Here is a 23,363-nt window from a genome sequence, read left to right as displayed (position 1 = left end):
GGCCGTCGTCCCCAGATCGAGGTTCGGCCCGTCAGACGGCGGTACCGGCGGGGAGAGTTCTCACCATGGAAACGCAGGTACTCTCCCGTCAGCAGGCGTTCGCGCTCGGGTACAGCGACAAGCAGATCAAGGCGCGAATCCGACGCGGCGAGTGGGAACATGTTCGGCGTGGCGTCTACGTCGACGGCCCTGCCTGGCGCGCGATGGACGCGTTGGGACGGCATCGAGTGTCGATTCAGGCGGTCAGGCTGACGTTGAACGACGACGCCGTGGTGAGTCACATCTCCGCGGCGATACTGCATGGATGGGACAGCTGGCGAGTCCCGCTCGACACCGTCACCGTGACGCGCGAACCTCCACAGCATCCTCGTCGGGAGGCTGGCGTCGACCATCACGTGGCGACCCTGGCTGCGGACGAGGTGGTCGAGATCCGTGGCATGCGTGTCACCTCGCCCGAGCGAACGATGGTCGACGTTGCTCGGTCGTACGCGTTCGAGCAGGCGGTCGTGCTGTGTGACGGCGCGTTGCGGTCCGGTGCTGCCCTTGGCCGAGCGCTGGAGCTGTACCTCCGCCAATCCCAATGGCCTGGCGCCCGGCATGCGCTCCCGGCCATCGAGTTCGCGGACGGCGGATCCGAGTCCGTGGGCGAGTCGCGCCTACGCGTGCTCTGCCATCGGCACGGGTTGCCGCGGCCGATCTTGCAAGCACCGATCTACGGGCTCGACGGGTGCGTGATCGCGCGTGGGGACCTTCTGTTCGAGGACGAGCGGACGCTGGTCGAGTTCGACGGCAAACTGAAGTACGGGCGGGGCGCCCGCTTCGACGTCGATCCGCGGGAAGTCCTCTTCAAGGAGAAGCGACGGGAGGACGCGATCCGCGAAGAGGCTGGCCTCGAGGTCGTCCGCGTGGTCTGGAGCGACCTGGATTCGCCCGATCACACCGCCGCCAGACTGCGTGCCGCCTTTGCCCGAGCCCACGCCCGCCACCACCGCGCCGCCTGACCGGCCCGCCTCCACCGCGCCGCCTGCCCAGCGCCCCGGGCCAATGATCATGTTTACATGATCATTGGCCCCTTTACGTGGGGTGGACGCCAGGTAGAGGGGCAACTGGCCGTGTGAGGCGAGCGCAAATCGACCTATGTAGATCAGGCGGGGTCGGGCGGTGGTGGGGTGGCGTCGAGGCCGAGCTGGCTGGCGACGAGGGCGATCTGGTCGGCGTAGTGGCGCAGGAACTCGGGTGACCGAGGGTCGACGCCGCACACGCCCTCGATGACGTGGGGGAGCGTGGTGGCTGCCATCGAGGCGCCCATCAGCATGATCAGCAATGTGGCCGGATCGACCTCGGCCGGCAGTCGGCCCGCGGTCTGGGCGGCCCGGAGCTGCTCGACGCTCGCCTGGAGTCGCTCCGTCCGTACGCCCTGGTCGGGGTCCGACGACGGCCCGTCGTACTGCAGCCCGGCCCACGCGAACAGCCGCGGACTCTCCGGGCTGGTCACCCCCTCGAGCACGAACCGGCGGAGCTGCTCGGGCAGCGCGACCTCAGGCGACGCGAGCTCCGCCTGGCGCTGCCACCACAGCTCGGACATCGCCTGGTAGAGCCCCTCCTTGCCGTCGAAGTAGTACGAGATCAGTTGCTGGTTCACCCCCGCCCGGGAGGCGATCGCGCTGATCCGGGCGCCGGCGTACCCGTGCGCGGCGAACTCGGTGGCCGCCGCGTCGAGGATCAGCTTCCGGGTGCGCTCGGGATCGCGCTGGCGCTCCTGCGGCGTGGGGGATCGGCGTGGCGACATGAGTCAACCATACAGTCAGAGGAATTAATCAAACAAACAGTTGACACAGTGATGCAAGCGACTGATTATCGAAGCCATGGACAAACATCCCCTGAGGTGGTGGGCACTGGCCGTCGCCGTGCTCGCCGTCTTCGTCGACATGGTCGACAACCAGATCGTCACCGTGGCCCTCCCGACGATCCAGCAGCACCTCGGCACCGGCGAGGCGGCGCTGCAGTGGATCTCGGCCGGCTACGCACTGGGCTTCGCGCTCACGCTGATCACCGGCGGCCGGCTCGGCGACCGGTACGGCCGCAAGGCGCTGTTCGTGACCGGCATGGCGATCTTCACCGCGTCCTCGCTGGTCGCCGGAATCGCGCCGAACGTGGGCGTGCTCATCGCCGCGCGCGTCGCGCAGGGCATCGGCTCGGGCCTGATGGTTCCGCAGGTGCTGTCGTTCATCCACGCCGAGTTCGACGACACCGAACGGCCGAAGGCGATGGCGCTGTTCGCCGCCGCGTTCCCGCTCGGCGGCCTCGCCGGCCCGCTGCTCGGCGGCGTGCTGACCGAGGCGAACCTGTTCGAGTCCGGCTGGCGCGCGATCTTCCTGGTCAACCTGCCGATCGGCCTGCTCGCGCTGGTCGGCGCCCTGGTCGCCATGCCGCGACGCCCGCGGGCGGCCATGCACCGCATCGACCAGGGTGGACTGGCCCTGTTGACCGCCGGACTGTTCGCGATCTTCTACCCGCTGGTGCAGGGCCGCGAGCTCGGCTGGCCGGCGTGGACGATCGCGCTGCTGGTGGCCGGCGTGCTGGTGCTCGGCCTGTTCGCGTACCAGCAACGCAGGCTCGCCCAGAACGGTGGCGAGCCGCTGATCGCGCCGGAACTGCTCAAGTACCGCAGCCTGGTCGCCGGCCAGGCGGTCATGTTCTGCGTCAACACCGCGGTCGGCGTGTTCTTCGTTCTCACGTTGCATCTGCAGCTGGGGCTGGGGTTCTCGCCGCTGCACGCCGCGCTGACGTTCGTTCCCGCCACGGTGGGCATCGTCGTGGGGAACGTCCTCGCGATGCGGATGGCCGCCCGGATCGGGCGCGCGTTCACGGCCGCCGGGATCGTCGTGCTGCTTGTGAGCGTGGCGGCGATGGCCGGTCTCGTGGTCTGGCGAGGTACGGACCTCGGCTCGCTCGCGCTGGCCCTGCCCGCGGTGGGACTGGGGCTCGGTATGGGAACGGTCCTAGGTTCGCTGATGGGCGCCTCGCTGTCGGAAGTTCCGGCGCGGCTCGCGGGGTCGGCGTCCGGACTGGTGAATACGACGATGCAGCTCGCGACGGCGACCGGAATCGCCTTGTTCGGCACGGTTTTCTTCGGTCGGCTGCACGGCGGTGACTTCACCGCGGCGACCGCCGGAACGATGCTGGTCAGCGTCGGCGTGCTGGTCGTGGCGCTCGCCCTGACCGCTGCTCTTCCGAAAGTTTCGAGCGCTTCGAAAGTTCCGGAGTTCGCCGGCTGAGCTGCGTTCAAGAAGGGAACGCAAGATCATTTCCGGACACCATTGCCGCTGTTGTCCGTGGCAGCAGGCATCATGCGTTCCATGACCGACCATGCGACCGATGGCGTGGTGTTGGCGATCGACATCGGCGGCACGAAGCTTGCCGTCGGTGTCGTCGACGCCAACGGCCACGTCCTGAGCTCCGACCGTGCGCCCTCCTCTCTCGGGCCGGAGGACGACGGCGAAGCTGTCTGGGAACGATTGCACAAGCTGTGTGAGACCGTTCTCGCAGGTGTGGGCCGCCCGCCTCTCGTCGGCGTCGGCGTCGGTTGCGGTGGACCGATGCTGTGGCCGGCCGGCGAGGTCTCGCCACTCAACCTGCAAGCCTGGCGCGGGTTTCCGCTGCGTAAGCGGTTGCGTACGGCGTACCCCGGGCTCCCGGTACGCGTCCACAACGACGCGGTCGCGCTCGCCGTCGCCGAACACTGGCGCGGCGCCGGACAGGACGTCGACGACATGCTCGGCATGGTCGTGTCGACCGGCGTCGGCGGCGGCCTCGTGCTCGGTGGCCGGCTGGTCGACGGGGCGAGCGGGAACGCCGGACATGTCGGACACATCGTGGTCGATCCCGACGGGCCGCCGTGCCCGTGCGGCGGGCGCGGCTGCGTCGAGGCGATCGCGCGCGGCCCGGGCCTCGCCGCGTGGGCGCGCGAGCTCGGCTGGCGGGCCGACCGTTCGGAAGCCGAAGCGACCGCTAAGGAGCTCGCCGACGACGCGCGGGCCGGTGACAAGATCGCGCTGTCGGCGTTTGAACGCGCCGGTTGGGCGCTCGGCGTCGGCATCGCCTCCGCGGTCGCGTTGTGTGACGTTCGCCGCGTTGTCGTCGGCGGTGGCGTGTCGCAGGCCGGTCCGCTGCTGTTCGAGCCGTTGGAACGTACGCTGCGCGAGTACGCCAAGATGGCCTACACCAAAGCCGCCCAAGTCGGTCCGGCGACGCTGAACCAGGACGCCGGGCTGGTGGGAGCGGCGGCGCTCATCCTCGCGGGTGATCGGTACTGGTCAGCGGACTAAGCAGGCAGGGTTGGGTGGAATGGCGCAGAGCTGGATCGGCAGGCTCCGGCAACGCATGCAGGAACGGTCGCAGCGAGGCGGCCTGACCTCCCGACCAGGGGTGAACACCAGACCACCACGGCCCCGTGATCCCAAGCCTGCCGACCGTCCGCTGGACATCCCGTGGGCCGTACGACTCGCCGCCGGCTGGTCCTGGCGGCTGCTGCTGATCGGCCTCGCGGCAGCGGCGTTCCTGTTCCTCGTCGTCCAGCTGCGCGTGATCGTCGTCCCCGTACTGGTGGCGATGCTGCTCACCGCGCTGGTCATCCCGGTCGCCGACGGGCTGCAACGCGTCGGCGTACCGCGCGGCCTTGCCGCGGGCATCACGTTGATCGGCATGCTGCTCATCGTCGGCGGCTTGCTGACGATCGTCGGGCAACAGATCGCGTCCGGCTTCGACGACCTGGCCAACCAGGTGACCGACGGCATCGACCAGATCCACGACTGGCTCGTCACCGGTCCGTTGCAGCTGTCCGACGCGCAGATCACGTCGGCGTTCGACGCCGCACGCGACGCGATCAGCGGGAGCAACGCGCAGTTGACGCAGGGCGCGTTGAAGATCGGAACGACGGTCGGGCACGTCGCGACCGGCTTCTTCCTGGTGCTGTTCTCGACGTACTTCATGTTGTACGAGGGCGGCAAGATCTGGGGCTGGGTCGTACGGATCTTCCCGCGCGCCGCCCGTGAGCGCGTCGACGCCTCCGGCGAGCGGGCGTGGGTGTCGCTGACCGCGTTCGTCCGGGCCACCGTCATGGTGGCGTTCGTGGACGCTGTCGGCATCATGGCGGTGGCGTTACTCCTGCGCGTGCCGTTGGCGGTGCCGATCGGTGTGCTGGTGTTCCTGGGTTCGTTCATCCCGATCATCGGTGCGCTGATCTCCGGTGCGGTCGCGGTGATCGTCGCGCTGGTCACGCACGGGCTGTTGGCCGCCCTGCTGATGCTGGTCGGCGTGATCGCCGTGCAGCAGCTCGAGGCGCACGTCCTGCAGCCGTTCCTGCTCGGCCGGCTCGTTCGCCTGCACCCATTGGCGATCATCTTGTCGATCGGTGGTGGCGTCTACCTCGCCGGCATCATCGGCGCGCTCTTCGCGGTGCCGCTGGTCGCGATGGTCAACGCGGTGGTCTCGTACCTCGCCGGCGGCGACGATCCCTCACCCGCAGGTGCTCTGGTCGTGACAGAGGCGGAGGCCGAGTCGCACAGCGACTCGCCTCCGCCTCCGGACCCCCCTCGGGATACGCCTAGTGAGAGATCGTCGGAGTGAGCTCCTCGGCCTCTTCCGGCTTCTTCGCCTGACCGGTCGCGAGCGGGATCTCCTTCAGGAAGAAGGCGATGATCAGCGCGCCGAGCACGAACGGGATCCCGGTGAGGAACACGTCGTGCAGTGAACGGACGAACGCCTCGAGCACCGGCTCCTTCACCTGCGGCGGCAGCCCCTTGATCGCCTGCACGTTGTCCGCGGCGCCGGGCGGCAGCTGAGCCAGGACCCGCCCCGGCACGACCTCGGTCAGGTGCGTGGCCAGTCGGGACGTGAGCACCGCGCCGAACACGGCCGTACCGACCGCGCCGCCCATCGAACGGAAGAACGTCAGCGCGCCCGTGCTCGTCCCCATGTCGCGGAACTCCACCGAGTTCTGCGTCGCGGTCATCAAGACCTGCATGGAGAAACCGAGTCCGAAGCCGACGAGGAACTGGTAGAAGCCGACCAGCCACATCGACGAGTCGGTGTGCAACGTGGACAGCAGGTACATCGCGACCACGAGCGAGATGCCACCGAGGATCGGGAAGATCTTGTAACGGCCCGTTCGCGTCATGATCTGGCCGGAGCTGATCGACGACGTGAAGATTCCGGCGACCATCGGCAGCATCGCGAGGCCGGACGCCGTCGGCGACAGGTCCTTGACGACCTGCAGGTAGATCGGCAGGTAGACGATCGCGCCGAACATCGCTATGCCGGCGAGAAGCCCGTACACGTTGGCGATCGTGAACGTCGGGTTGCGGAACAGTCGCAGCGGGATGATCGGCTCGGCGGCCCGCGACTCGATGAACACGAACAGCCCAGCGAGCAGGATGGCCCCGACGAGCATCGCGAGAGCCCAGCCGTCGGTCCAGCCGAACTCCTGCCCACGCCAGGTCAGGTAGAGCAGCAGCAACGACACCGAGGCGACGATCGTGGCGGCGCCGAGGTAGTCGATCTTGTGGCTGCGGACGACCTTGGGCAGCTTCAGCGCCCACGACGTGACGAGCAGCGCGCCGATGCCGATCGGCACGTTGATCCAGAAGATCCAACGCCAGCCCGGACCGTCGGTGAAGAAGCCGCCGAGCAGCGGGCCGGCGACGCTGGAGACGCCGAAGACCGCGCCGAAGTAGCCCATATAGCGGCCGCGTTCGCGCGGCGGGATGACGTCGCCGATGATCGCGAACGACAGCGCCATCAGGCCGCCGGCGCCGAGGCCCTGCAGCGCGCGGAACCCGATCAGCTGCGGCATGTTCGTGGCGAGGGCCGCGAGCACGGAGCCGATCAGGAAGATGACGATCGCGACCTGGAAGACCGAGCGCCGTCCGTACAGGTCGGAGATCTTGCCCCAGAGCGGCGTCGAGGCGGTGTTCGTCAGCAGGTACGCGGTGACGACCCAGGAGAGCTGCTCGAGGCCGCCGAGCTCGCTGACGATCCGGGGGAGCGCGACACCGACGATGCTCTGGTCGAGCGCGGCGAGCAGCATGCCCGCCATGAGTCCGCCGAGAACGACGAGAATCTGCTTGTGCGACAGGTAGTTCGGGCCTTGCTGTTCTTGTGGTGGTGCTGCTTGTGGTTGTGCCCCGGGTGTTTCGGTCATGCGTTGGTCCCCACTGTGTTGTGCTCGAGTTCGTTCGCGAGTCGGCCGAGCAGCCGCTCGAGGTTCTTGCGGTCGCTCTCGGTCCACTTGGTGAGAGCGGAGTCGAGCAGTTCGACCTGTGCGGCTCGTCCTTCGTCGAGGATCCGCGTTCCCTTGGCGGAGATGGAGATCTGCGTCGCGCGCCGGTCGTCCTTGTCCGGCGTACGTTCCAGATAGCCCGCGTCCTCGAGGGTACGGACGTGCCGGCTCACCGTGGACAGGTCGAGCTGGAGCCGGCCGGCAAGATCGGAGAGGCGCGACGGCCCCTCGCACGCGGTCGCGTGCAGGACCCACAGCAGCGCGGGCTCGAGCGGGCCGTGGGATCGCTTCAGCGCCCGGCCCATCCGCCAGAACGCCACCAGCAGATCCTCGTTCTTTGCTTGCACTCCGGAAGGGTACGCGCTTGCTTGCACCATGCAACTATTACTGATCGTCGCCGGCGATCAGCGGGGTGTGACGTTCAGGCGTCCATGCAGGGTCAATGGATCGCCTTACCCCGTTGGCGATCGGCGATCTTTTGCCGGCTTTTGACCGACCCGATAGCATCGGCGCCGGTCGAAACGGCCTTGAACGGGGAGCACATGAGCATTCTGAGATCGGTGGCGGCGTGCGCTGTCGCCGTCGTCGCGGTGGCTGGTTGTACGTCGGCGGGGACCGACGTCGAGCAGCCGGCACCGAGCACCAGTCCTTCGGCGACGCCCAGCGCCACTCCGACTCCCGCGCTGGCCGAACGGGCAGCGGTGTGGGAGGTCGACCTGCCGGGCGCCGGAACGTTCGAGAACGCGACCGTCGTCGGCGAGACCGTCCTGGTCCAGGCCGAGCGTCAGCTAGTCGCGTTGAACCGGACGGACGGGAAGGTGCTGTGGAAGCTGGCGGTCGAAGGCGAGACGCGGGTCTCGGCGACCACCACGTCCGTCGTGGTCGAGGACCGCAGGCGGTTGCAGGGCGTCCACCTGCGTACCGGGCGTCCCCGCTACCAGCGACCCCGTGATGGCAGTTCCCCGGACGCCGCCGTCACCTCGGGCTGGGTCGTCGTTCCCGACTGCGCGCGGAAGACCTGCGAGGCCGTCGGCCTGCGGCTCCCCGGCTTCAGCAAGCGCTGGACGTACGACTTCCCCCGGCTGGTCGACGCTCGCCGCACCTCGCCGAACGTCGACGCGCGGGACTCCGACCTGTACCGCCACTACTTCGACCTCACCGACCCCGCCCTGGTCGGACCGTCCGAGCTCGTCGTCGTCGGTCGGGAGATCGAGGGCGACCGGGTGATGACGGCGCTGGACACCGCGACCGGCAATCCCGGACGTACGTTCTCGGCCCTCGGCCCGACCATCGTCCTGTCCGGCTCGATCGGCCTGACCTGGGACCGCAGCACGACGGGCTGCGAGGCTCGGCTCGTCGCGCAGGACGTTCGCACCGGCAAGCAGGCTTGGGAACGAGACGTCAACACCTGGGACTGCGTGTCCGAGTCCGGGTATCCGCTCGTGGACGGCAAGGTGGTGGCCGGTACCACCGTCAACGGCAAACCGACCGTGATCGACCTGGCCACGGGCGAGGTGCGGTGGACCGGCCAGCTCGACGCGAGTCCGATGGCCCTGACCGACGGGACCCTGCTGGCGCGCACGGGCGACGACTCGCGGGCCGAGTCCCTCGTCGGCCTGGACCTGGCGGACGGCCGGCAACGGTGGAAGCTCGATCTGCCCGGGACGCTCCTCGTCGGGGATCGCGCGAACGCCGCCGTGAACGGCGACCGCCTCGCCTACACCGCGCCGTCGACGAGTCAAGCCGGCCCCCGTCGCGTGGTCAATGTCCACGACGCGCTCACCGGTGAGGCGTTGTGGATCGCGACGGGAGCCGACGACCTGCTCGGCCTGAGCGCTCAGTGGATGGTCACCCAGGCCGGCGCTGGGCGCGTCCAGCTCTTCTCGTCCCGCTGAGGCGCGTTACGGCAGGAAGTAGTTCGGGTTCGGCAGCTTGAACGTACGGTCGGCGTGGCCGCCCTCGAGGTCGCTGAACTGGTCGCCGAAGTTCGCGACGATGTCGTACCCGAGCGACTCGATGTGGGCGCGGGTGGCCGACTTGTAGTGGATCGTGGTGCAGCTGCCGTTCGGGTCGTTCGCGCAAGCCTGCTTGAGATAGGCGGGGTAGTCGGCCACGGCCGGCTTGGTGAACAGGCCGTCCTCGCCGTTGCCGAGCGCCGTGGGCTTCGGGTAGCCGGCGTCGATGCCGACACCGTCGGCGGTGAGGTTGCCGAGCGTCGCCGGCTCCTGCGCGGCGGGGCGGCCGGTGAGGAAGAAGACCGCGTACCCCTCGCGTTCGGCCTTGTGCACCAGATCAACCATGCCGGGCACGGCCGGGAAGCGCTGCTCGGTGACGAACTGGCCGTTGGTCGTCGGGTTGTACGCCCAGTTGCTGGCGATCTCGTGGTTCCAGGTCGCGAGCGTGGTGTCGTCGACGTCGAGCACGATCGCCTTGGTCTTGTGGCCGTGGTAGCGCTTGTCGAGCTGGCGCTTGCCGTTCTTGGCGACCTGCTTGGCTTCCTTCGCGTAGTTGCTGTCCGCGCCGAACGTGCCGGTGCCGAGCGGATCGCCGTAGTAGTTGCGGAGCTGCTGCCGGAGCACGTCGATGTTGGTGACCTGCCGCTCGCTACGCGGGGTGCTGGTCTTGATCGCCGGCTCCTGCGTGGCCGAGTACGCGACGCCACCGGCCGCGAGCACGGCCACGGTGGCGATCCCGGTCAGCACGATCCGGCGGGTCAGATGGAACGGCATGGCGGCTCTCCCTCGACGTGGGCACACAAACGTCAAGGACGGTAGTGGCGGCCGAGGGAGATCACGCGTTTCTTAGCCGTGCCTTTGCCGAATCTAGGTCGTGTCTGGCAAATAGCGCCGGTCATCGCGCGTAGCGCGATGGCGCGCGGCGCCCCGCGCCCGGCTGGGCGTGGTGCAGGAGGAATTCATATTGGTTATCTGGGTGACGAGACGCACCGCGTCCAGACGGCCTCTGCTGACTTCTGGGGGGTGTCGCGCGTCAGGCGATCTTTGCCCGACGCGGCCTAGGCAAGCTTGCGCAAGAGGTTCGTCGCTCCGTCGATGTCGAGCTCGCCGCGGGCGAGCTTGGCGAGGACGTCCGTACGGGACAGCTCGGGCTCCGGGCTCGGCGGTGTCTCGACGGGCTCGAGGCCCAGCTTCGTCAGCAGGTCCGCGTACCGCTGGCGGGCCGTCGGGTAGCTGACGCCGAGGTGCCGCTCGACCTCGCGCATGTTGCCGCGCGACACCAGGAACACCCGCAGCAGGTCGCGTTCGGCGTCGCTGAGACCGCAGAACGAGCAGGTCTCGAACACCCCGGACAGCTCACTCCCGCACGACCCACAGCTCAGCCGGGTGAGCGCCAGTCCCGAGCCGCAGACCGGGCAGTCGCTCGGCGGCCGGAACTGGTGCGCATCGGAGTGCGCCAAGCTCACAGTGCCTCCCGCACCGTCGCCGCGCCCATCATCACCTCGAGCGACAGCTTCGCGTCGCCGGCGCCGACGATGTGCTCCTTGCGGTCCTTGCCCGGCGGCTCCCACTTCACCTGGCCGAGCTGGATGTCGGGCTTGATCCGCACGTTCGACCCCGGCCACAGGTGCAGCGTCACCGAGCCCGACTCCGCCCGCAGGCGGGACTCGCCGCGGCTGATCCGGCCTTCGACCTGCGCCGAGCCGGCCTGCACGAGTACGTCGATCGGCCCCTCGACGTCGCGGATCTTCGCCGATCCCGCGGTCACGCGGACCTGCTCCAGCGACGGCAGCCGTTCGGTGTTGATCGAGCCCGCGGTGATCTCGGCCTCGACGAGCAGCCGCGGGTTGACCCGGATCGACAGCTCGCGGCCGAAGCCGAAGACGCGTTCCGGGACCTCGCTGAGCGAACGCGAGCGGAGCAGCTGGAACCCGTCCAGCGAAGCGCCGAACTCGCCCTCGCTCGTCACGATCAACGTGTCGCCTTCCTGGCGGATCACGTGCGGGCCGTCGATGGCCACGGTCGACACGAACGGCTCGCCGATGATGCGCACCCGGCGGCCGACCGCGCGCACGCGCAGCTTGGTCGCCGCGACCGGGTTGGCGGGCGGGGTGTCCGCGGGCTTCGCGCCGTCGGTCTTCGTCTGGGTCTTGGTCTTCGCCTTGGGGTCGTCGCCGACGCTCGCGGCACCGGCCTTGACCTCGTCGATCAGCTTCGCGGCGCTGTCGGGGTCGATGCTCCCGTCGGCGACCATCGCGAGGATCGAACGGATCTGCTCGTCCGGCGACGCAGTCGTGCCAGGGGTCGCTGTCGCCTCTTCCTCGACGTCGTCGGCGGTCGCGCCGAGCTCCGCCTCGATCTCCGCCTCGATGGACGCGGTCAGCGCGGCCTCGTCCTCACCGTCGTCGACGTCCTCGGACTCCTCGACCTCGTCGGCCGCCTCCTGCGCTTCGTCGGCCTCTTCCTGGGCGCTGTCGGCGAACTCCTGCGCGCGCTCGGCGGCGGCGTCCGCCTCCTCCTGCACGCGGTCGGCCTCTTCCTGCGCGGTGTCCTGAGCGGGTCCGCCCGGAGCCTCGTCCGCCTTCTCCTGCGCCTCGTCGGCCTTGTCCTGGAACTTCTGTGCGATCTCCTCGGCCTTCGCCTGAAGGTCGTCGGCCGTCGACTGTGCCTTTGCCGCGGCGGCCTGGGCGACCTCAGCGGCGGATGCGGCCGCGGACCGCACCGAATCAGTGACCTCGGCCCACAGGTCGGTCTCAGGGCCCTTCGAGTTCTCCGGCATGCGTCCATTGCACGTCGCGACTGAGCTTCTGTCAAGTGAACCTTGTGTTCTGTAAAGCTCGACTTTCTAGAAGATGACGACGTACCCGGCCGCGCGCAGCCGGGAGAGGATCCCCTCCTTGTGCGTGGCGCCGCGCGTCTCGACCTGGAGCGCGACCTCGACCTCGTCCAGGTGCAACGTGGCGGACGTACGTTCGTGCACCACGTCGAGCACGTTCGCCTCGGCGGCCGCCAGCTCGCCGAGCATCCCGGCGAGCCCGCCGGGGGTGTCGGGGATGCGGACGCGGAACGACAGGTACCGCCCGGCCGCCGCCATCCCGGAGCGGATCACGCGCATCAGCAGCAGCGGGTCGATGTTGCCGCCGGACAGCACCGCGACCACCGGCGCCTCGTACGTCTCGGGCGCGTCCACCAGCGCCGCGACCGCGGCGGCGCCCGCCGGCTCGGTGACGAGTTTGGCGCGTTCGAGCAGCAACAGCAGGGCCTTGGAGAGCGAGTCCTCCGAGACGGTGACGACGTCGTCCACGTACCGCTGGACCAGCCCGAACGGCACCGTTCCCGGCAGCCCGACCGCGATCCCGTCCGCCATCGTGGCCATCGCCTTGGCCGCGACGGGGTGCCCGACCTTCAGCGACAGCGGGTACGCCGCGGCGCCGGACGCCTGCACGCCGACGATCCGCGCCTTCGAGCCCTTCGCCCGCAAGGCCGTCGCGATGCCCGCGATCAGCCCGCCGCCGCCCACCGGCACCAGCACGGTCTTGACGTCCGGCACCTTGGCCAGGATCTCGAGCCCCACCGTGCCCTGGCCGGCGACGATGTCGGCGTGGTCGAACGGGTGGATGAGGATCGCGCCCGTCTCCTTCGCGAGCTCGGTCGCGGCCTCGATGCAGTCGTCGATCACGGTGCCGGTGAAGCGGATGTCGGCGCCGTACGCGCGGGTCGCGTTCTCCTTCGGGATCGGCGCGCCGTTCGGCATGAACACGGTCGACTTGGTGTCGAGCAGGTGCGCGGCCAGGGCGACACCCTGCGCGTGGTTGCCGGCGCTCGCGGCGACGACCCCGCGGGCACGTTCCTCCGCGGACAGCCGGCTGAGCCGTACGTACGCGCCGCGGATCTTGAACGAACCGGCGCGCTGGAGGTTCTCGCACTTGAAATGAACGGGGCCGCGAACCCGACTGGACAACCAGCGCGAGCCCTCCATCGGCGTGACGCGGGCAATGCCGTCGAGAGTCTGCTGGGCGGCCTCGATGTCGGCCAGCAGCTCGGCGAGGGTCGGATCCGTGCTCATGCGCGCATCTTCGCAGGAGAATGGATGGATGGTGCGCCGACCGCCTGGCCCGGGACCGCTGGCAGCGCTGACGTTCCGCCGGGACCCGATCGCCTCGTTCGAACGGATCGCTCGGGAGAACCCGCGGATCGCCCACGCGCACTTCGGACGCGAGCACATCTACGTCCTCAGCGACCCGGCGGTCGTCCGCGAGATCTACGTGTCCAACGGCCGCAATCTGAAGAAGGGCCGCACGCTCGAGCGGATCAAGGTGCTGCTCGGCGAAGGCCTCCTGACCAGCGAGGGCGAGCACCACAGGCGGCAGCGGCGGATGATCCAGCCGAGCTTCCACAGCAAGCAGATCACGGCGTACACGGCACCGATGGTCTCGACCGCGTTGGAGTACGACGCGCGCTGGCAGCTGGGTGCGGAGCTCGATCTGGCGAAGGAGATGTCGGCGCTGACGCTGTCGATCGTCGGGCAGGCCCTGTTCGGCACCGATGTGCGGTCGGAGTCGGACGAGGTGTCGCGGTCGCTGTCGATGCTGATGGCTGGCTTCCAGCGCTACATGCTGCCCGGTGCCGATCTGCTGCTCGCGGTCCCGACGCCGCGGCGGCAGCGGCTGTTCGCGGCGGTGCAGCGGCTGGACGCCGTCGTACGTTCGCTCGTGGCGGCCCGCCGGACCCGGCCGCCGGGCGACGACCTGCTGTGGCGGCTCATCGAGGTACGGGACGACGGGCACGCGATGTCCGACACGCAGGTGCGCGACGAGGTGATGACGCTGCTGCTCGCCGGCCACGAGACGACGGCGACGTTGCTGACCTGGACGTGGTGGCTGTTGGACCAGCACCGCGCGGTCGCCTCGTGGCTGTGGGAGGAGCTCGACGCGCTGCCCGCGCGGGCGTTGACGTACGAGGACATCGAACGGCTGCCGCGCACGCACGCGATCGTCGCGGAGTCGATGCGGGTCCGCCCGCCGGTGTGGCTGCTCGGGCGGCGCGCGACGACCGACCTCGAGGTGGACGGCTGGACGATTCCGGCGGGGTCGTTGTGTACGGCGAGCCAGTGGGTGCTGCACCGGGACGCGCGGTTCTGGCCCGCCCCGTTGGAGTTCCGGCCTTCGCGGTGGCTGTCGTCGTCGGGTGAGTTCGACGAGTCGGCGCCGGGGCAGTCGCGGACGACGTACTTCCCGTTCGGCCTGGCGGCGCGGACCTGCGTGGGCGAGTCGTTCGCCTGGGCCGAGGGTGTGCTGGTACTGGCCACGTTGGCGCGTCGGTGGGATCCGCGCCTCGTCCCCGGCCACCCGGTCGAGCTGCAGCCTGCGGTGACACTGCGACCCAGGCACGGCATGCGGATGACACTGCACCGCCGCTAGACCATGCGGTAGCGGCCCAGGGTCTCGCCGGGGTGGCGGTTGAGGGCGATGGTGTCGCGGACTGTCCAGACCACGCGGGGGCTGCACCAGGACTGCGACGGTTTGCTGAACGCCCAGCCGCCGCCGATCGTGACGGCGGCGTGGAGGACGACGCGCTGGGTGTTGCGCCAGACGAGCACGACGCCGGGAGAGTCGTCGGACTCCGTGCCGCGGATCGGGACCGTATGGGACGCGAGCCATTCCTCGAACGGCTCGCACACCACCCACTCCGACGCGGCGCCCGGAACGCCGGCGCCGGCCATCACGGTGCCGAAGCAGTTGGGGCCGGAGCCTGGCGGGAACGTGCCGGCAAGCTCCTTCGCGTTCGGAACGACCGAGCGCGCCGCGCGCCACACCGACGCGGACACCTCACGATGCCGGCTCGGCGCGACACCCTCCTCGACGTACTCGATCACCGGACCGTCGCCGACCCGCGCCAACAGCGAAGGCCACCACGGAAACCGGCGACCGTTCTCGCTGCCTGTCGCCTCGCGCTTGGTCAGCAGCGAGCGCCGCACCCGATACGGCAACGCTTCGAACTCGGCCTCGTCGAACCAGACCCAGGACCCGTTGTACATCTGGAAGGTGTCCCGCACCTCGCGCGTCGGCTCCTGCCGAGGACCGGTCAGCGCATCGGAGCGAAACGGCTGCATCGCCGGCGCGAACCACTCGCGCCAAGACTCCACGAGAGCGGCGGAGACACCGATCCCCAGGACGATTCGCGGCATTCGTTCCCTAGAGACCTAGGCCTGGAACGGCACCGTGTCGACGATCTCCACGGCCACGTCGCGTCCGTTCGGCGCGGTGTACGACGCCTTCTCGCCCTTGCTCTTGCCGGAGATGGCCGCGCCGAGCGGGGAGTTCGGGGAGTAGATCTCGATGTCGACCGAGTCGTCCAACGCCAGCAGCTCACGCGACCCGAGTACGAACGTCTCGGTGTCGTCGTCGCCGGCGAACTTGATCGTCACCTTCATGCCCGGCTGCACGATGCCGTCGTCCTTCGGCGTGCCGCCGACCCGCGCGCGCCGCAGCATGTCCTGCAGCTTGCGGATCTGCGCCTCGGTCTTGCCCTGCTCTTCCTTCGCGGCGTGGTAGCCGCCGTTCTCCTTGAGGTCACCCTCGTCGCGGGCCTCACCGATCTTGCGCGCCAAATCCGCTCGCACCGGACCCGTGAGGTGCTCGAGCTCCGCCTCGAGACGTTCGAACGCCTCTTGAGTGAGCCAGATCACATTCGTGTCGGTCGGTTGCGTCACGGTTTCTCCTTGTTCCGTAGCCGGGCCATACGCCGACGGCCAATGAAGCCGAGCTGGGAATGAACTGCGAGTGTCCAGCAGCGTACGGACAGGCCTTTGAGGCTAACAATGCCTGCGCCCGAGCGCTATCGCGTTCGAGCCTGTCCAGGAACCGAACAGCTTAGCAGCTCCACGCTCAGCGCCCGGTCGGACGTGACGATCGGATGGGTGACGAGCTGCGTCCTGCGGCCGTCCGATGCGTCGAAACGTACGTCGACCTGCGACGTTCCGACCGTCGCCATCCGTTCGCCCCGCGCAACGAGCTCGCACGACACCGTACGCGTCGCCTCCACCTGCAGCCGGACGGTCACCGAGGTGTCCGAGACCGGGTCGAACGTGATCACGCGCGCCGCGATCGGCGGCTGAGCCGCACGAATGCCGCTCCACAACACGATTCCGACAGCGACGGCGATCAGGACGCCGATCGCGACGAGCCCGGCCGTACGTCGTGAACCGCGCGCGCCGCCGTACCGGTCGGACAGCGGATGCGCGGGCATAGCTTCGGCCTTCCGGATGTTCGTGGGGTGGTCTGCGCGATCATTGTTGCTCCACGCTTGAACTGAGAGGAAACAAGGTGCCGTCCACCGCACCGGGCCCGTTTCGGCTGATGCACGTTCACGCCCACCCCGACGACGAGTCCAGCAAGGGCGCCGCGTCCACCGCGAAGTACGTCGCCGATGGCGTCGAGGTCCTCGTCGTCACCTGCACAGGAGGCGAGCGCGGCTCGATCCTCAACCCGAACATGGACCGCCCGGACGTGCTCGCGAACCTCGCCGACATCCGGCGCGAGGAGATGGACCGTGCCCGCGAGATCCTCGGCATCTCGCAGGTCTGGCTCGGGTACGTCGACTCCGGCTACCCCGAGGGCGACCCGTTGCCGCCGCTGCCCGAGGGCAGCTTCGCGGCGCGGCCGGTCGACGAGGAGGCGGCGAAGCTCGTCGCGGTCATGCGGTCGTTCAAGCCGCACGTGGTGACGACGTACGACGAGACTGGCGGCTACCCGCACCCGGACCACATCCGCTGCCACGAGGTGACGGTCGCGGCGTGGGAGGCGGTGGGCTCGGACTCGGCGTACCCGGAGGCGGGAGCGCCCTGGCAGCCGTTGAAGCTGTACTACCACCACTCGTTCCACCGGGCCCGGACGCTGGCGCTGCACGACGAGATGATCCGGCGCGGCCTGGAGTCGCCGTACGCCGAGCGGCTGGCCGAGTGGAAGCGCGACCCGGCGTGGGACGCGCGGGTCACGACGCGGGTGCCGTGCGCGGAGTACTTCGCGGTCCGCGACAAGGCGCTGCTCGCGCACGCGACGCAGATCGACCCGGAGGGGCCGTGGTTCGTCTGCCCGCTCGAGGTGCATCAGGCGGCCTGGCCGACCGAGGACTACGAGCTGGCGCGTAGTCTCGTCGAGACAGAGCTTCCCGAGAGCGACCTGTTCGCCGGGGTGAGGTGAGGACAAGTGGTGACGCTGCTCGCGGCCGAGCGGGACCCGAGTGTCTGGGTGGGACCCGGACTGCTCGGCTTCGTCGTGATCATGGGGTTGGTCGTGGCGACGATCCTGCTGTGGCGCAACATGAACAAGCAGCTGAAGAAGGTCACGTTCGACGACGGCAGCGAGCCTGCGGCGCCGACGCCGACCGAGCCGGCCGAGCCTCAGCCGAACGGGAAGCCCTCGCCCAGCTAGCCGCCCCTCGGGTTTCGAATGAGGCAGTTCCTCTGTCGAATGGGCCGGTGCATCCCCTGGGGACCGTGGACGCGCCTGGTCGGTTTGGGTCGGGGGCACCCCGGTCCGAACCTATGGGACCAGGGTGCCCCCGACCCAACCAGGCCTCGCCACACCCGGACCACCGGCCACCTCGACCCCCGCCACCCAGCCACGTCTTGGATGAAGGGCACCTTCATTCAATCGCCCGGCCCATCCACCATGTCCCATCAAAGTGTGGGGTTCTGGTCGCGACACGCCGGCGTGTCGCGACCAGAACCCCACACTTCGCGAAGGGCGGAGGGTCCCCTCGCTCGAGGAGATCGCTACAGGGACGCCCTCATTCGAAACCTCCGGCCCATGAGCGTGATCATGAAGCCGAACTGGTCGTTTTCGACGGGTCTGGCTTCATGATCACCGACATGATCACGGCGGCTGGCCAAGCTATTCGAATGAGGGACGCCCTCATTCGAAACGGCCGGTGGCGAAGATCGCTGGTAGCCGGCCGCTGAGCAGTCCGGCGAGCACCTGGTCGACCGGTTCCACGACCGGGGTCGGCAGGTCCTTCAGCCCGTACCAGCCCAGCTCGGCGCACTTGTCCGGCTCCAGGTTCGTGGGCTCGCCAGCCCAGACCTCGGCGGCGAAGAAGAAGTCGACGCGTTCGTCGACCGGTTTGCCGCTCCCACCCGTCCGGTGCACCGTGCACAGCGGCACCAGGTCGTCGGGACGTACGACGATGCCGATCTCCTCAACCGCCTCGCGCAGACAAGCGGCCATTGCGGACTCGCCGGCCTCGATGTGGCCAGCTGGCAGCGACCAATACCCGTCCCGCCACCCTGTGCCGCCGCGAAGCGAGAGCAGCACCTCCTCGCCCCTGCGCAGGATCAGATAGGACGCCGGGACCAGCTGGAAACCCACGCGGAGGCCTTCCTAAGCAGTAAGACGCGACTCGAGGAAGGACTGAGCCACCTCGACTTCGCCGCTGAGGCTAACGCCGGCCACCGACACGTTCTGCCGCTTCCACAGCATCATCAGCAAACCGGCCGCCGTTCCCTCGATCGTCGCCTCGGCGGTCTTGGCGACGTCGTCCGCGAGCACCGGCCCGTCGGCCGTGGGCGGTCCCATCGGTACGTCCGCGGTGTGCGGCGGGCGCAGCAGCCAGCGTTCGGCCCGGTCGGTGCACGCCAACAAAACGGGCGCGGCGAGGTCCGGCGTCCCGCTCCGGCGGGTGATCCGCGGCAGCCACAGGTCGAGCACCTCCGCGATCCCATCCGCGGCGACCTCGCCGTCGATCCGTACCGACCCGCCGACCGCGACCTCCGCGTCGACCCGATGAACGACCAGCTCCAGCGCCTGCCGCCGCGACCAGAACCGGGCGACCTCGTTCTCGGGCTGCATCGTCCAGCACGGTTTGCTCGGGTCGGTCCTCGCCAGCGTCTCGAGCAGGTCGCCGACGCACCGCTCGTACCAGTCGGCGAGGTCCTCGCCGTCTTCGGCGGGCGTCGTCACCACGTCGCCCGGCCCCTCGCCGAGCACGATGCCGCGCGCCCACTGATGGACCTGGCCGACGTGGTCGACGAGCTGGGTGAGCGTCCAGCCGGGGCAGGCCTTGACGTGCGCCTCCGGATCGCCGTGGGCGTACGCGGCGACGAACGCGTCCGCCTCCCTGCGGATCACCGCCTGGTACGTCTTCGGATCGAACGCGCCGTACGGCTGCTGGGTCACGCTTCGGAGCCTACTAAGCTCCTTGACCTGCTCACGGCAAGCGGAGGAGGCCGGCGTGGTCGACACAGCAGCAGCATCGACGCAAGCGAGTCGCAAGCCGCTCACCGAGGTCGTCGAGGCCGGCTGGGCTCAAGCGCTCGAGCCGGTCGCGGAACGGATCGCCTCGCTGGGTGACTTCCTGCGCGCCGAGCTCGCCGCCGGCCGTCGCTACCTCCCGGAGGGCGCGAACGTGCTGCGTGCGTTCCAGCAGCCGTTCGCGGACGTGCGGGTGCTGATCGTCGGGCAGGACCCGTACCCGACACCGGGGCACCCGGTCGGGCTGAGCTTCTCGGTCGCGCCGGACGTACGCCCGATCCCGCGGAGCCTGCAGAACATCTACCGCGAGTACACCGCCGACCTCGACCTCCCAGCGCCGGCGAACGGCGACCTCTCGCCCTGGTCGAAGCGCGGCATCCTGCTGCTCAACCGAGCCCTCACCGTCTCGCCTGGCAAGCCCGCGTCGCACCGCGGCAAGGGCTGGGAGGACGTGACCGACCAGGCGATCCGCGCGCTCGTCGACCGCAACGAGCCGATGGTCGCGATCCTGTGGGGCCGCGACGCGCAGAACCTCCGCCCGCTGCTCGATGACGTCCCGTGCATCGAGTCCGCGCACCCGAGCCCGATGTCCGCCGACCGTGGGTTCTTCGGGTCCCGCCCGTTCAGCCGCGCGAACGAGATGATCGCCGAACTGGGCGGGGATCCCGTGGACTGGTCTCTGGCCTAGGTCGCCTTGTAGACGGCGATCTCCGTCATCGTCGGCGTGTAGATCTCGGTCGGGATCTTCTCGGTGAGCGCCACCCGCAGCTTGGACGTCGTGATGTCGCCGAAGCCCGTCACGGTGCGGTCGTGCCCGATCCCGTCGTCGCGGGTCGCGAACGTGACCCACTGGCTGGTGCCGGAATCCCAACGCTGCAAGGCGAACGACTGCACCCGTGGGTTCGTGCCGGAGTCGGTGTACTCGTCCAGGTAGACCTGGTCGAACGTGGTGTCCGCGCCGAAGTCGATGTCGAGCGTGACCGGGTACGCCGCGTCGTCGGCCGCGGCCCATCGGGTCGCGAGGTTGCCGTCGGTCAGCTTGTCCGCGGTGAGCGTCCCGCCCGCGCCGGGGTGCGTCGAGCTCGCGACCGCCGGCTTGCCCAGCGCGAGGTTGACCCTGTTGTCGACCTCTTCCTCGATCGGGTCGTCGTCGACGGGGTGGGCGACCTTCCTTCCCTGCTTGCGTTCTGACATGCCGATGTCGGGCGCGGCGCCGTAGTAGATATGCGTGCCGACGAAGTCCTTCGTGCCCAGGTGCGGGTTGTAGCGACCGGCGTCGATCAGCGGCGAGTCCTTGCGCAGCGCGAAGTGCTCGCCTGCCTTACGGATCCGGTCCACGCCCAACCCGGTCGGGTACTTCGCCGGGTCGCCGACGAACCTCGGATCCACCGCCACCCCGCGCGGATCGGCCGGTTCCTGGGTGGAGTGGGTGCCGCTCGCCTCATAGAAGTCGTTGTTCGAGAACACCGCCTGGCGGAGCGCGCCGGTCCTTCGATACCAGGGCGTCGCTTCCGCCGTCGAGTAGTTGTAGAAGATGTTGTTCAGGAAGTAGACGCGGCTCAGGAACCGTTCGTCATGGAAGTAGTCGAGGTCCGCGCCGTCGTAGACGAACGTGTTGTTGACGAAGTACGTCGGCGAATAGTTGGTCGACAGCATGTTCTTCACGAGCACGCCGTTGTCGTTGACGCTGAGGTTGTAGCGGGCGACGGAGTTGGAGCTGTTGCCCATGTACGACATCCAGCCCGCGGCGTTGTCGTGCGAGTAGTTGTGCTGGTACGTGACGTTGAAGTTCGTGTACTCCAGATCCCACGGCGTGCCGTCGAACTCGTTGTTCGGGCCGCCGTAGACCTCGTTGTACTGCATGACGGAGTCGGCGCCGGCCCAGAGATAGAGCGCGACCGACACCGAGCCGTAGCGCACGAGGTAGCCGTTCACCTCGTTGTACTCGACCTTCATGTTCTTCGTGTTCGCGAGCTGGATCGCACCCTGGCCGATGCTCTCGGCGTAGTTGTGGCCGATGTAGACGTCGCGGCTGTAGAGGTCGCGCGTACGTACCCAGAGCTGCTCCCAGCCCTCGTGCCACTTGCCCGCCTCGTCGAACTGGCCGGCCTCCGGGTAGCGGTCGTTGAACCAGTTGAACGCGAACTGGATCGCGTGCAGCTCGACGTTCACGAACGTGTTGTTCTCGATCCGCACGTCCTTGAAGTAGTAGCCGCCGGTGCCGTACTCGGTGTACTTCTTGCTGCCGAACACCTGGAAGTTGATGCCGCCGTAGTGCATCTGCTGCCAGAAGTCCGGGCCGTCGGTGTGGTGGACGTACACGTCGTTGATGCGGAAGTGGTCCATGATGCTGTCCGCGCCCGCCGCGAGCTTGTCGGCGTTGATCGACACCATGATCCCGTCGCGGACGAGGCGTTCGGTGGTGATGTCGGTGGCGAAGTCGTCGTCGTTCGACAGCTCGATGTTGTTGATCTTCCAGTACTGGGTGTTGCGCAGCACGACCGCGCCGGTCAGGCCGACGGTCTCGGGGTTCTTCGTGCCGTCTGCCTTGAACGGGCTGGGCACGTTGCCGTTCGTCGCGATGTACGGGCGGCGTGCGCGCTTGTCGCCGTACGCGGAGATCGTGATCGGTTTGCCCTTGCTGCCTGAGCCTTTCGGCCACAGCTGCTCGTCCTGCCACTGCTCGCCGGCCTTGAGCAGGATGCGGTCGCCGGGCTTGAACGTCGTCGCGTTCGCCTTCGCGAGCGTGCGCCAGGCCTTCTTCGGCGAGGTTCCGGTCGCGGTGTCGGATCCCTTGCTGGCATCGAGGAAGTAGTCCTTGCCGCCGGTCTTGTTCGAGGCGTTGCCGGGCCAGTCCTGCTTGCCGCCGTTCGCGCCGTCCGAGGCGGAGGCGGGCATCGCGGTGACGAGGGCTCCGGTGAGAAGCGCGGCGAGCAGGCCCGCCAGAGCAGTGGTGACAGGCTTCATTCCCGCACATCCTTCGCGTCGGTGTCGATCTGGATGTCGCTGGCGGCGATCCGGCGCTGGACGTACTGGTCGAGCTTCTTCTCGACCAGCGACTGGCGGATTCGCTTGGCGTACTTGGTGAACGCGGCGTTCTCGTCGACGGTCTCGCCGTCGAGCTCGTAGTAGGTGATCTCGTCGGTGCCCACGACCGGTGCGGAGATCTGGCCCTCGTCGAGCTGGTCGAGCAGGCCCGCGAGGTCCTGGTCCTGGGCGACCATCCCGGTCTGGCTGGCGTCGTACGTGCCGGTCGTGAGCGTCGCGCGAGGCTCGCGGGCGAGGTCCGCGAGCCTGTTCGCCGCAGCCGCCCGTCGTTGGAGGTCTGCCGCGTCGGCGGGCTGGCGGACGACGAGCTTCGAGTAGCGGTACGTCGTCGCGCCGGCGCTCCACGCGTCGCGGTCGGCGTCGAACGCGCGCCGGACGTCGGCCTCGGTGACCCACAGCGGATCGCCGGCGCGTGCGCTGAGCCGCTGCTTCAGCGCGGTCCTGACCTCGGTGAGCAGATGCGAGTAGTACTCGTCGATCGAGAACTCGGTCAGTCCGTAGACGACCTCGCCGTTCGCGACGGCGTCGGCACGCCGTTCGTTCTCCTCCGCCAGCTCGGTGAGGATCTCCTCATGATCGACGGGGACGGTGAGCCCCTGCTCGTTCGCGAGGATGAGCGTCGCCTTGTCCCGCCACAGCGCGTCCAACGGCTCGTGGCGCTGACCATGGAAGGCCAGCTCAGCGCGGGTGACGGGGTGGCCGTCGATGGAGCCGACCTCGTTCGTTCGCTGGGCGAGCGCGAAGCCGGTGACCACCAGTGCGGCGATGACGATGCCCACACCGGCGACCAGGGCGACTCCGACCCGTCGCGACAGCATGCCCGCACCATGG

The 23,363-nt window shown here is 68.9% G+C and carries 23 protein-coding genes; 9 read left to right on the top strand and 14 right to left on the bottom strand.

Annotation, left to right across the window (positions count from 1 at the left end):
• Positions 1 to 65: 65 nt before the first annotated feature.
• Positions 66 to 1,001 (top strand): type IV toxin-antitoxin system AbiEi family antitoxin domain-containing protein, encoded by a 936-nt coding sequence (locus JOD67_RS38260; RefSeq protein WP_205122544.1) that lies wholly within the window; start codon positions 66 to 68, stop codon positions 999 to 1,001.
• A 143-nt stretch (positions 1,002 to 1,144) separates the two neighbouring features.
• Here the strand turns inward: JOD67_RS38260 and JOD67_RS38255 are convergent, their stop codons facing one another.
• On the bottom strand, positions 1,145 to 1,789 hold the full coding sequence (locus tag JOD67_RS38255; RefSeq protein WP_205122543.1) for a TetR/AcrR family transcriptional regulator: 645 nt from the start codon (positions 1,787 to 1,789) through the stop codon (positions 1,145 to 1,147).
• A gap of 76 nt (positions 1,790 to 1,865) precedes the next feature.
• On the opposite strand from JOD67_RS38255, the gene JOD67_RS38250 reads away from it, so the two are divergent.
• From JOD67_RS38250 to JOD67_RS38240, 3 genes are all read left to right on the top strand, one after another.
• Positions 1,866 to 3,278, top strand: coding sequence for an MFS transporter (locus JOD67_RS38250; RefSeq protein ID WP_205122542.1), 1,413 nt, complete (start codon positions 1,866 to 1,868; stop codon positions 3,276 to 3,278).
• An 81-nt stretch (positions 3,279 to 3,359) separates the two neighbouring features.
• Complete coding sequence (locus JOD67_RS38245) at positions 3,360 to 4,328, top strand: ROK family protein (RefSeq protein WP_239554247.1); 969 nt, start codon at positions 3,360 to 3,362, stop codon at positions 4,326 to 4,328.
• 19 nt (positions 4,329 to 4,347) lie between these two features.
• A complete protein-coding gene (locus tag JOD67_RS38240; RefSeq protein ID WP_239554246.1) occupies positions 4,348 to 5,628 on the top strand; it encodes an AI-2E family transporter in 1,281 nt (426 codons plus the stop codon).
• Here the strand turns inward: JOD67_RS38240 and JOD67_RS38235 are convergent.
• Together JOD67_RS38235 and JOD67_RS38230 are read right to left on the bottom strand one after the other, a co-directional pair.
• On the bottom strand, positions 5,606 to 7,201 hold the full coding sequence (locus tag JOD67_RS38235; RefSeq protein WP_205122540.1) for an MDR family MFS transporter: 1,596 nt from the start codon (positions 7,199 to 7,201) through the stop codon (positions 5,606 to 5,608). The two genes, JOD67_RS38240 and JOD67_RS38235, sit on opposite strands and share 23 nt — an antisense overlap.
• Positions 7,198 to 7,626, bottom strand: coding sequence for a MarR family winged helix-turn-helix transcriptional regulator (locus JOD67_RS38230; protein ID WP_205122539.1), 429 nt, complete (start codon positions 7,624 to 7,626; stop codon positions 7,198 to 7,200). The genes JOD67_RS38235 and JOD67_RS38230 overlap by 4 nt, the downstream gene beginning before the upstream one ends.
• A 195-nt stretch (positions 7,627 to 7,821) precedes the next feature.
• Between JOD67_RS38230 and JOD67_RS38225 the strand changes: the two genes are divergently transcribed.
• A complete protein-coding gene (locus JOD67_RS38225) occupies positions 7,822 to 9,174 on the top strand; it encodes an outer membrane protein assembly factor BamB family protein (protein WP_205122538.1) in 1,353 nt (450 codons plus the stop codon).
• Between the two features lie 6 nt (positions 9,175 to 9,180).
• Here JOD67_RS38225 and JOD67_RS38220 read toward each other — a convergent pair whose 3' ends face one another.
• The 4 genes from JOD67_RS38220 to ilvA all read right to left on the bottom strand — a co-directional run bounded on the left by JOD67_RS38220 (position 9,181) and on the right by ilvA (position 13,300).
• Positions 9,181 to 10,008 (bottom strand): HAD family acid phosphatase, encoded by an 828-nt coding sequence (locus tag JOD67_RS38220; RefSeq protein WP_205122537.1) that lies wholly within the window; start codon positions 10,006 to 10,008, stop codon positions 9,181 to 9,183.
• 284 nt (positions 10,009 to 10,292) lie between these two features.
• Entirely contained in the window at positions 10,293 to 10,700 is a 408-nt protein-coding gene (locus JOD67_RS38215; protein ID WP_205122536.1) for a DUF2089 domain-containing protein, read from the bottom strand.
• A complete protein-coding gene (locus JOD67_RS38210) occupies positions 10,697 to 12,013 on the bottom strand; it encodes a hypothetical protein (RefSeq protein WP_205122535.1) in 1,317 nt (438 codons plus the stop codon). Before JOD67_RS38210 ends, JOD67_RS38215 begins: the two co-directional genes overlap by 4 nt.
• A 66-nt stretch (positions 12,014 to 12,079) precedes the next feature.
• Positions 12,080 to 13,300 (bottom strand): threonine ammonia-lyase, encoded by a 1,221-nt coding sequence (gene ilvA / locus JOD67_RS38205; protein ID WP_205122534.1) that lies wholly within the window; start codon positions 13,298 to 13,300, stop codon positions 12,080 to 12,082.
• A 28-nt stretch (positions 13,301 to 13,328) separates the two neighbouring features.
• On the opposite strand from ilvA, the gene JOD67_RS38200 reads away from it, so the two are divergent.
• Positions 13,329 to 14,654: a cytochrome P450 gene (locus tag JOD67_RS38200; RefSeq protein ID WP_205122533.1), complete on the top strand. Its 1,326-nt coding sequence runs from the start codon at positions 13,329 to 13,331 to the stop codon at positions 14,652 to 14,654.
• On the opposite strand, the gene JOD67_RS38195 is transcribed toward JOD67_RS38200, so the two are convergent.
• The 3 genes from JOD67_RS38195 to JOD67_RS38185 all read right to left on the bottom strand — a co-directional run bounded on the left by JOD67_RS38195 (position 14,651) and on the right by JOD67_RS38185 (position 16,482).
• On the bottom strand, positions 14,651 to 15,421 hold the full coding sequence (locus tag JOD67_RS38195; protein WP_205122532.1) for a hypothetical protein: 771 nt from the start codon (positions 15,419 to 15,421) through the stop codon (positions 14,651 to 14,653). The genes JOD67_RS38200 and JOD67_RS38195 overlap by 4 nt on opposite strands.
• 15 nt (positions 15,422 to 15,436) lie before the next feature.
• On the bottom strand, positions 15,437 to 15,946 hold the full coding sequence (gene greA / locus JOD67_RS38190) for a transcription elongation factor GreA (RefSeq protein WP_205122531.1): 510 nt from the start codon (positions 15,944 to 15,946) through the stop codon (positions 15,437 to 15,439).
• 125 nt (positions 15,947 to 16,071) lie between these two features.
• Entirely contained in the window at positions 16,072 to 16,482 is a 411-nt protein-coding gene (locus tag JOD67_RS38185) for a DUF4307 domain-containing protein (protein WP_205122530.1), read from the bottom strand.
• A gap of 77 nt (positions 16,483 to 16,559) precedes the next feature.
• Here JOD67_RS38185 and mca point away from each other — a divergent pair, with 77 nt between their 5' ends.
• Both mca and JOD67_RS38175 read left to right on the top strand, forming a co-directional pair.
• On the top strand, positions 16,560 to 17,435 hold the full coding sequence (gene mca / locus JOD67_RS38180; protein ID WP_443735046.1) for a mycothiol conjugate amidase Mca: 876 nt from the start codon (positions 16,560 to 16,562) through the stop codon (positions 17,433 to 17,435).
• A gap of 6 nt (positions 17,436 to 17,441) precedes the next feature.
• On the top strand, positions 17,442 to 17,666 hold the full coding sequence (locus JOD67_RS38175) for a hypothetical protein (protein WP_205122529.1): 225 nt from the start codon (positions 17,442 to 17,444) through the stop codon (positions 17,664 to 17,666).
• Between the two features lie 483 nt (positions 17,667 to 18,149).
• Here the strand turns inward: JOD67_RS38175 and JOD67_RS38170 are convergent, their stop codons facing one another.
• Positions 18,150 to 18,602, bottom strand: a complete 453-nt coding sequence (locus JOD67_RS38170) for an NUDIX hydrolase (RefSeq protein ID WP_307782703.1) — start codon at positions 18,600 to 18,602, stop codon at positions 18,150 to 18,152.
• Between the two features lie 12 nt (positions 18,603 to 18,614).
• Positions 18,615 to 19,409 carry a maleylpyruvate isomerase family mycothiol-dependent enzyme gene (locus tag JOD67_RS38165; protein WP_205122528.1) on the bottom strand — a complete coding sequence of 265 codons (795 nt, stop codon included), beginning with the start codon at positions 19,407 to 19,409 and terminating at the stop codon, positions 18,615 to 18,617.
• Positions 19,410 to 19,464: 55 nt separating this feature from the next.
• On the opposite strand from JOD67_RS38165, the gene JOD67_RS38160 reads away from it, so the two are divergent.
• Complete coding sequence (locus JOD67_RS38160) at positions 19,465 to 20,172, top strand: uracil-DNA glycosylase (RefSeq protein ID WP_205122527.1); 708 nt, start codon at positions 19,465 to 19,467, stop codon at positions 20,170 to 20,172.
• Here JOD67_RS38160 and JOD67_RS38155 read toward each other — a convergent pair.
• Together JOD67_RS38155 and JOD67_RS38150 are read right to left on the bottom strand one after the other, a co-directional pair.
• Entirely contained in the window at positions 20,169 to 22,451 is a 2,283-nt protein-coding gene (locus JOD67_RS38155) for a galactose-binding domain-containing protein (protein WP_205122526.1), read from the bottom strand. The genes JOD67_RS38160 and JOD67_RS38155 overlap by 4 nt on opposite strands.
• Positions 22,448 to 23,350, bottom strand: a complete 903-nt coding sequence (locus tag JOD67_RS38150; RefSeq protein ID WP_205122525.1) for a peptidyl-prolyl cis-trans isomerase — start codon at positions 23,348 to 23,350, stop codon at positions 22,448 to 22,450. The genes JOD67_RS38155 and JOD67_RS38150 overlap by 4 nt, the downstream gene beginning before the upstream one ends.
• Positions 23,351 to 23,363: the final 13 nt, after the last annotated feature.

The organism is Tenggerimyces flavus, assembly GCF_016907715.1.
GTDB classification, from domain to species: Bacteria; Actinomycetota; Actinomycetes; order Propionibacteriales; family Actinopolymorphaceae; genus Tenggerimyces; species Tenggerimyces flavus.
The sequence above is the reverse complement of the archived record's forward strand: the minus strand, read 5'-3'. Positions and strand labels throughout refer to the sequence as shown.

Bases quoted from the DNA above. Each gene is read 5' to 3' on its own strand.
- JOD67_RS38260 (WP_205122544.1), top strand. From the start codon at position 66: ATGGAAACGCAGGTACTCTCCCGTCAGCAGGCGTTCGCGCTCGGGTAC.
- JOD67_RS38255 (WP_205122543.1), bottom strand. From the start codon at position 1,789: ATGTCGCCACGCCGATCCCCCACGCCGCAGGAGCGCCAGCGCGATCCC.
- JOD67_RS38250 (WP_205122542.1), top strand. From the start codon at position 1,866: ATGGACAAACATCCCCTGAGGTGGTGGGCACTGGCCGTCGCCGTGCTC.
- JOD67_RS38245 (WP_239554247.1), top strand. From the start codon at position 3,360: ATGACCGACCATGCGACCGATGGCGTGGTGTTGGCGATCGACATCGGC.
- JOD67_RS38240 (WP_239554246.1), top strand. From the start codon at position 4,348: ATGGCGCAGAGCTGGATCGGCAGGCTCCGGCAACGCATGCAGGAACGG.
- JOD67_RS38235 (WP_205122540.1), bottom strand. From the start codon at position 7,201: ATGACCGAAACACCCGGGGCACAACCACAAGCAGCACCACCACAAGAA.
- JOD67_RS38225 (WP_205122538.1), top strand. From the start codon at position 7,822: ATGAGCATTCTGAGATCGGTGGCGGCGTGCGCTGTCGCCGTCGTCGCG.
- JOD67_RS38220 (WP_205122537.1), bottom strand. From the start codon at position 10,008: ATGCCGTTCCATCTGACCCGCCGGATCGTGCTGACCGGGATCGCCACC.
- JOD67_RS38210 (WP_205122535.1), bottom strand. From the start codon at position 12,013: ATGCCGGAGAACTCGAAGGGCCCTGAGACCGACCTGTGGGCCGAGGTC.
- ilvA (WP_205122534.1), bottom strand. From the start codon at position 13,300: ATGAGCACGGATCCGACCCTCGCCGAGCTGCTGGCCGACATCGAGGCC.
- JOD67_RS38200 (WP_205122533.1), top strand. From the start codon at position 13,329: ATGGTGCGCCGACCGCCTGGCCCGGGACCGCTGGCAGCGCTGACGTTC.
- JOD67_RS38195 (WP_205122532.1), bottom strand. From the start codon at position 15,421: ATGCCGCGAATCGTCCTGGGGATCGGTGTCTCCGCCGCTCTCGTGGAG.
- JOD67_RS38185 (WP_205122530.1), bottom strand. From the start codon at position 16,482: ATGCCCGCGCATCCGCTGTCCGACCGGTACGGCGGCGCGCGCGGTTCA.
- JOD67_RS38155 (WP_205122526.1), bottom strand. From the start codon at position 22,451: ATGAAGCCTGTCACCACTGCTCTGGCGGGCCTGCTCGCCGCGCTTCTC.
- JOD67_RS38150 (WP_205122525.1), bottom strand. From the start codon at position 23,350: ATGCTGTCGCGACGGGTCGGAGTCGCCCTGGTCGCCGGTGTGGGCATC.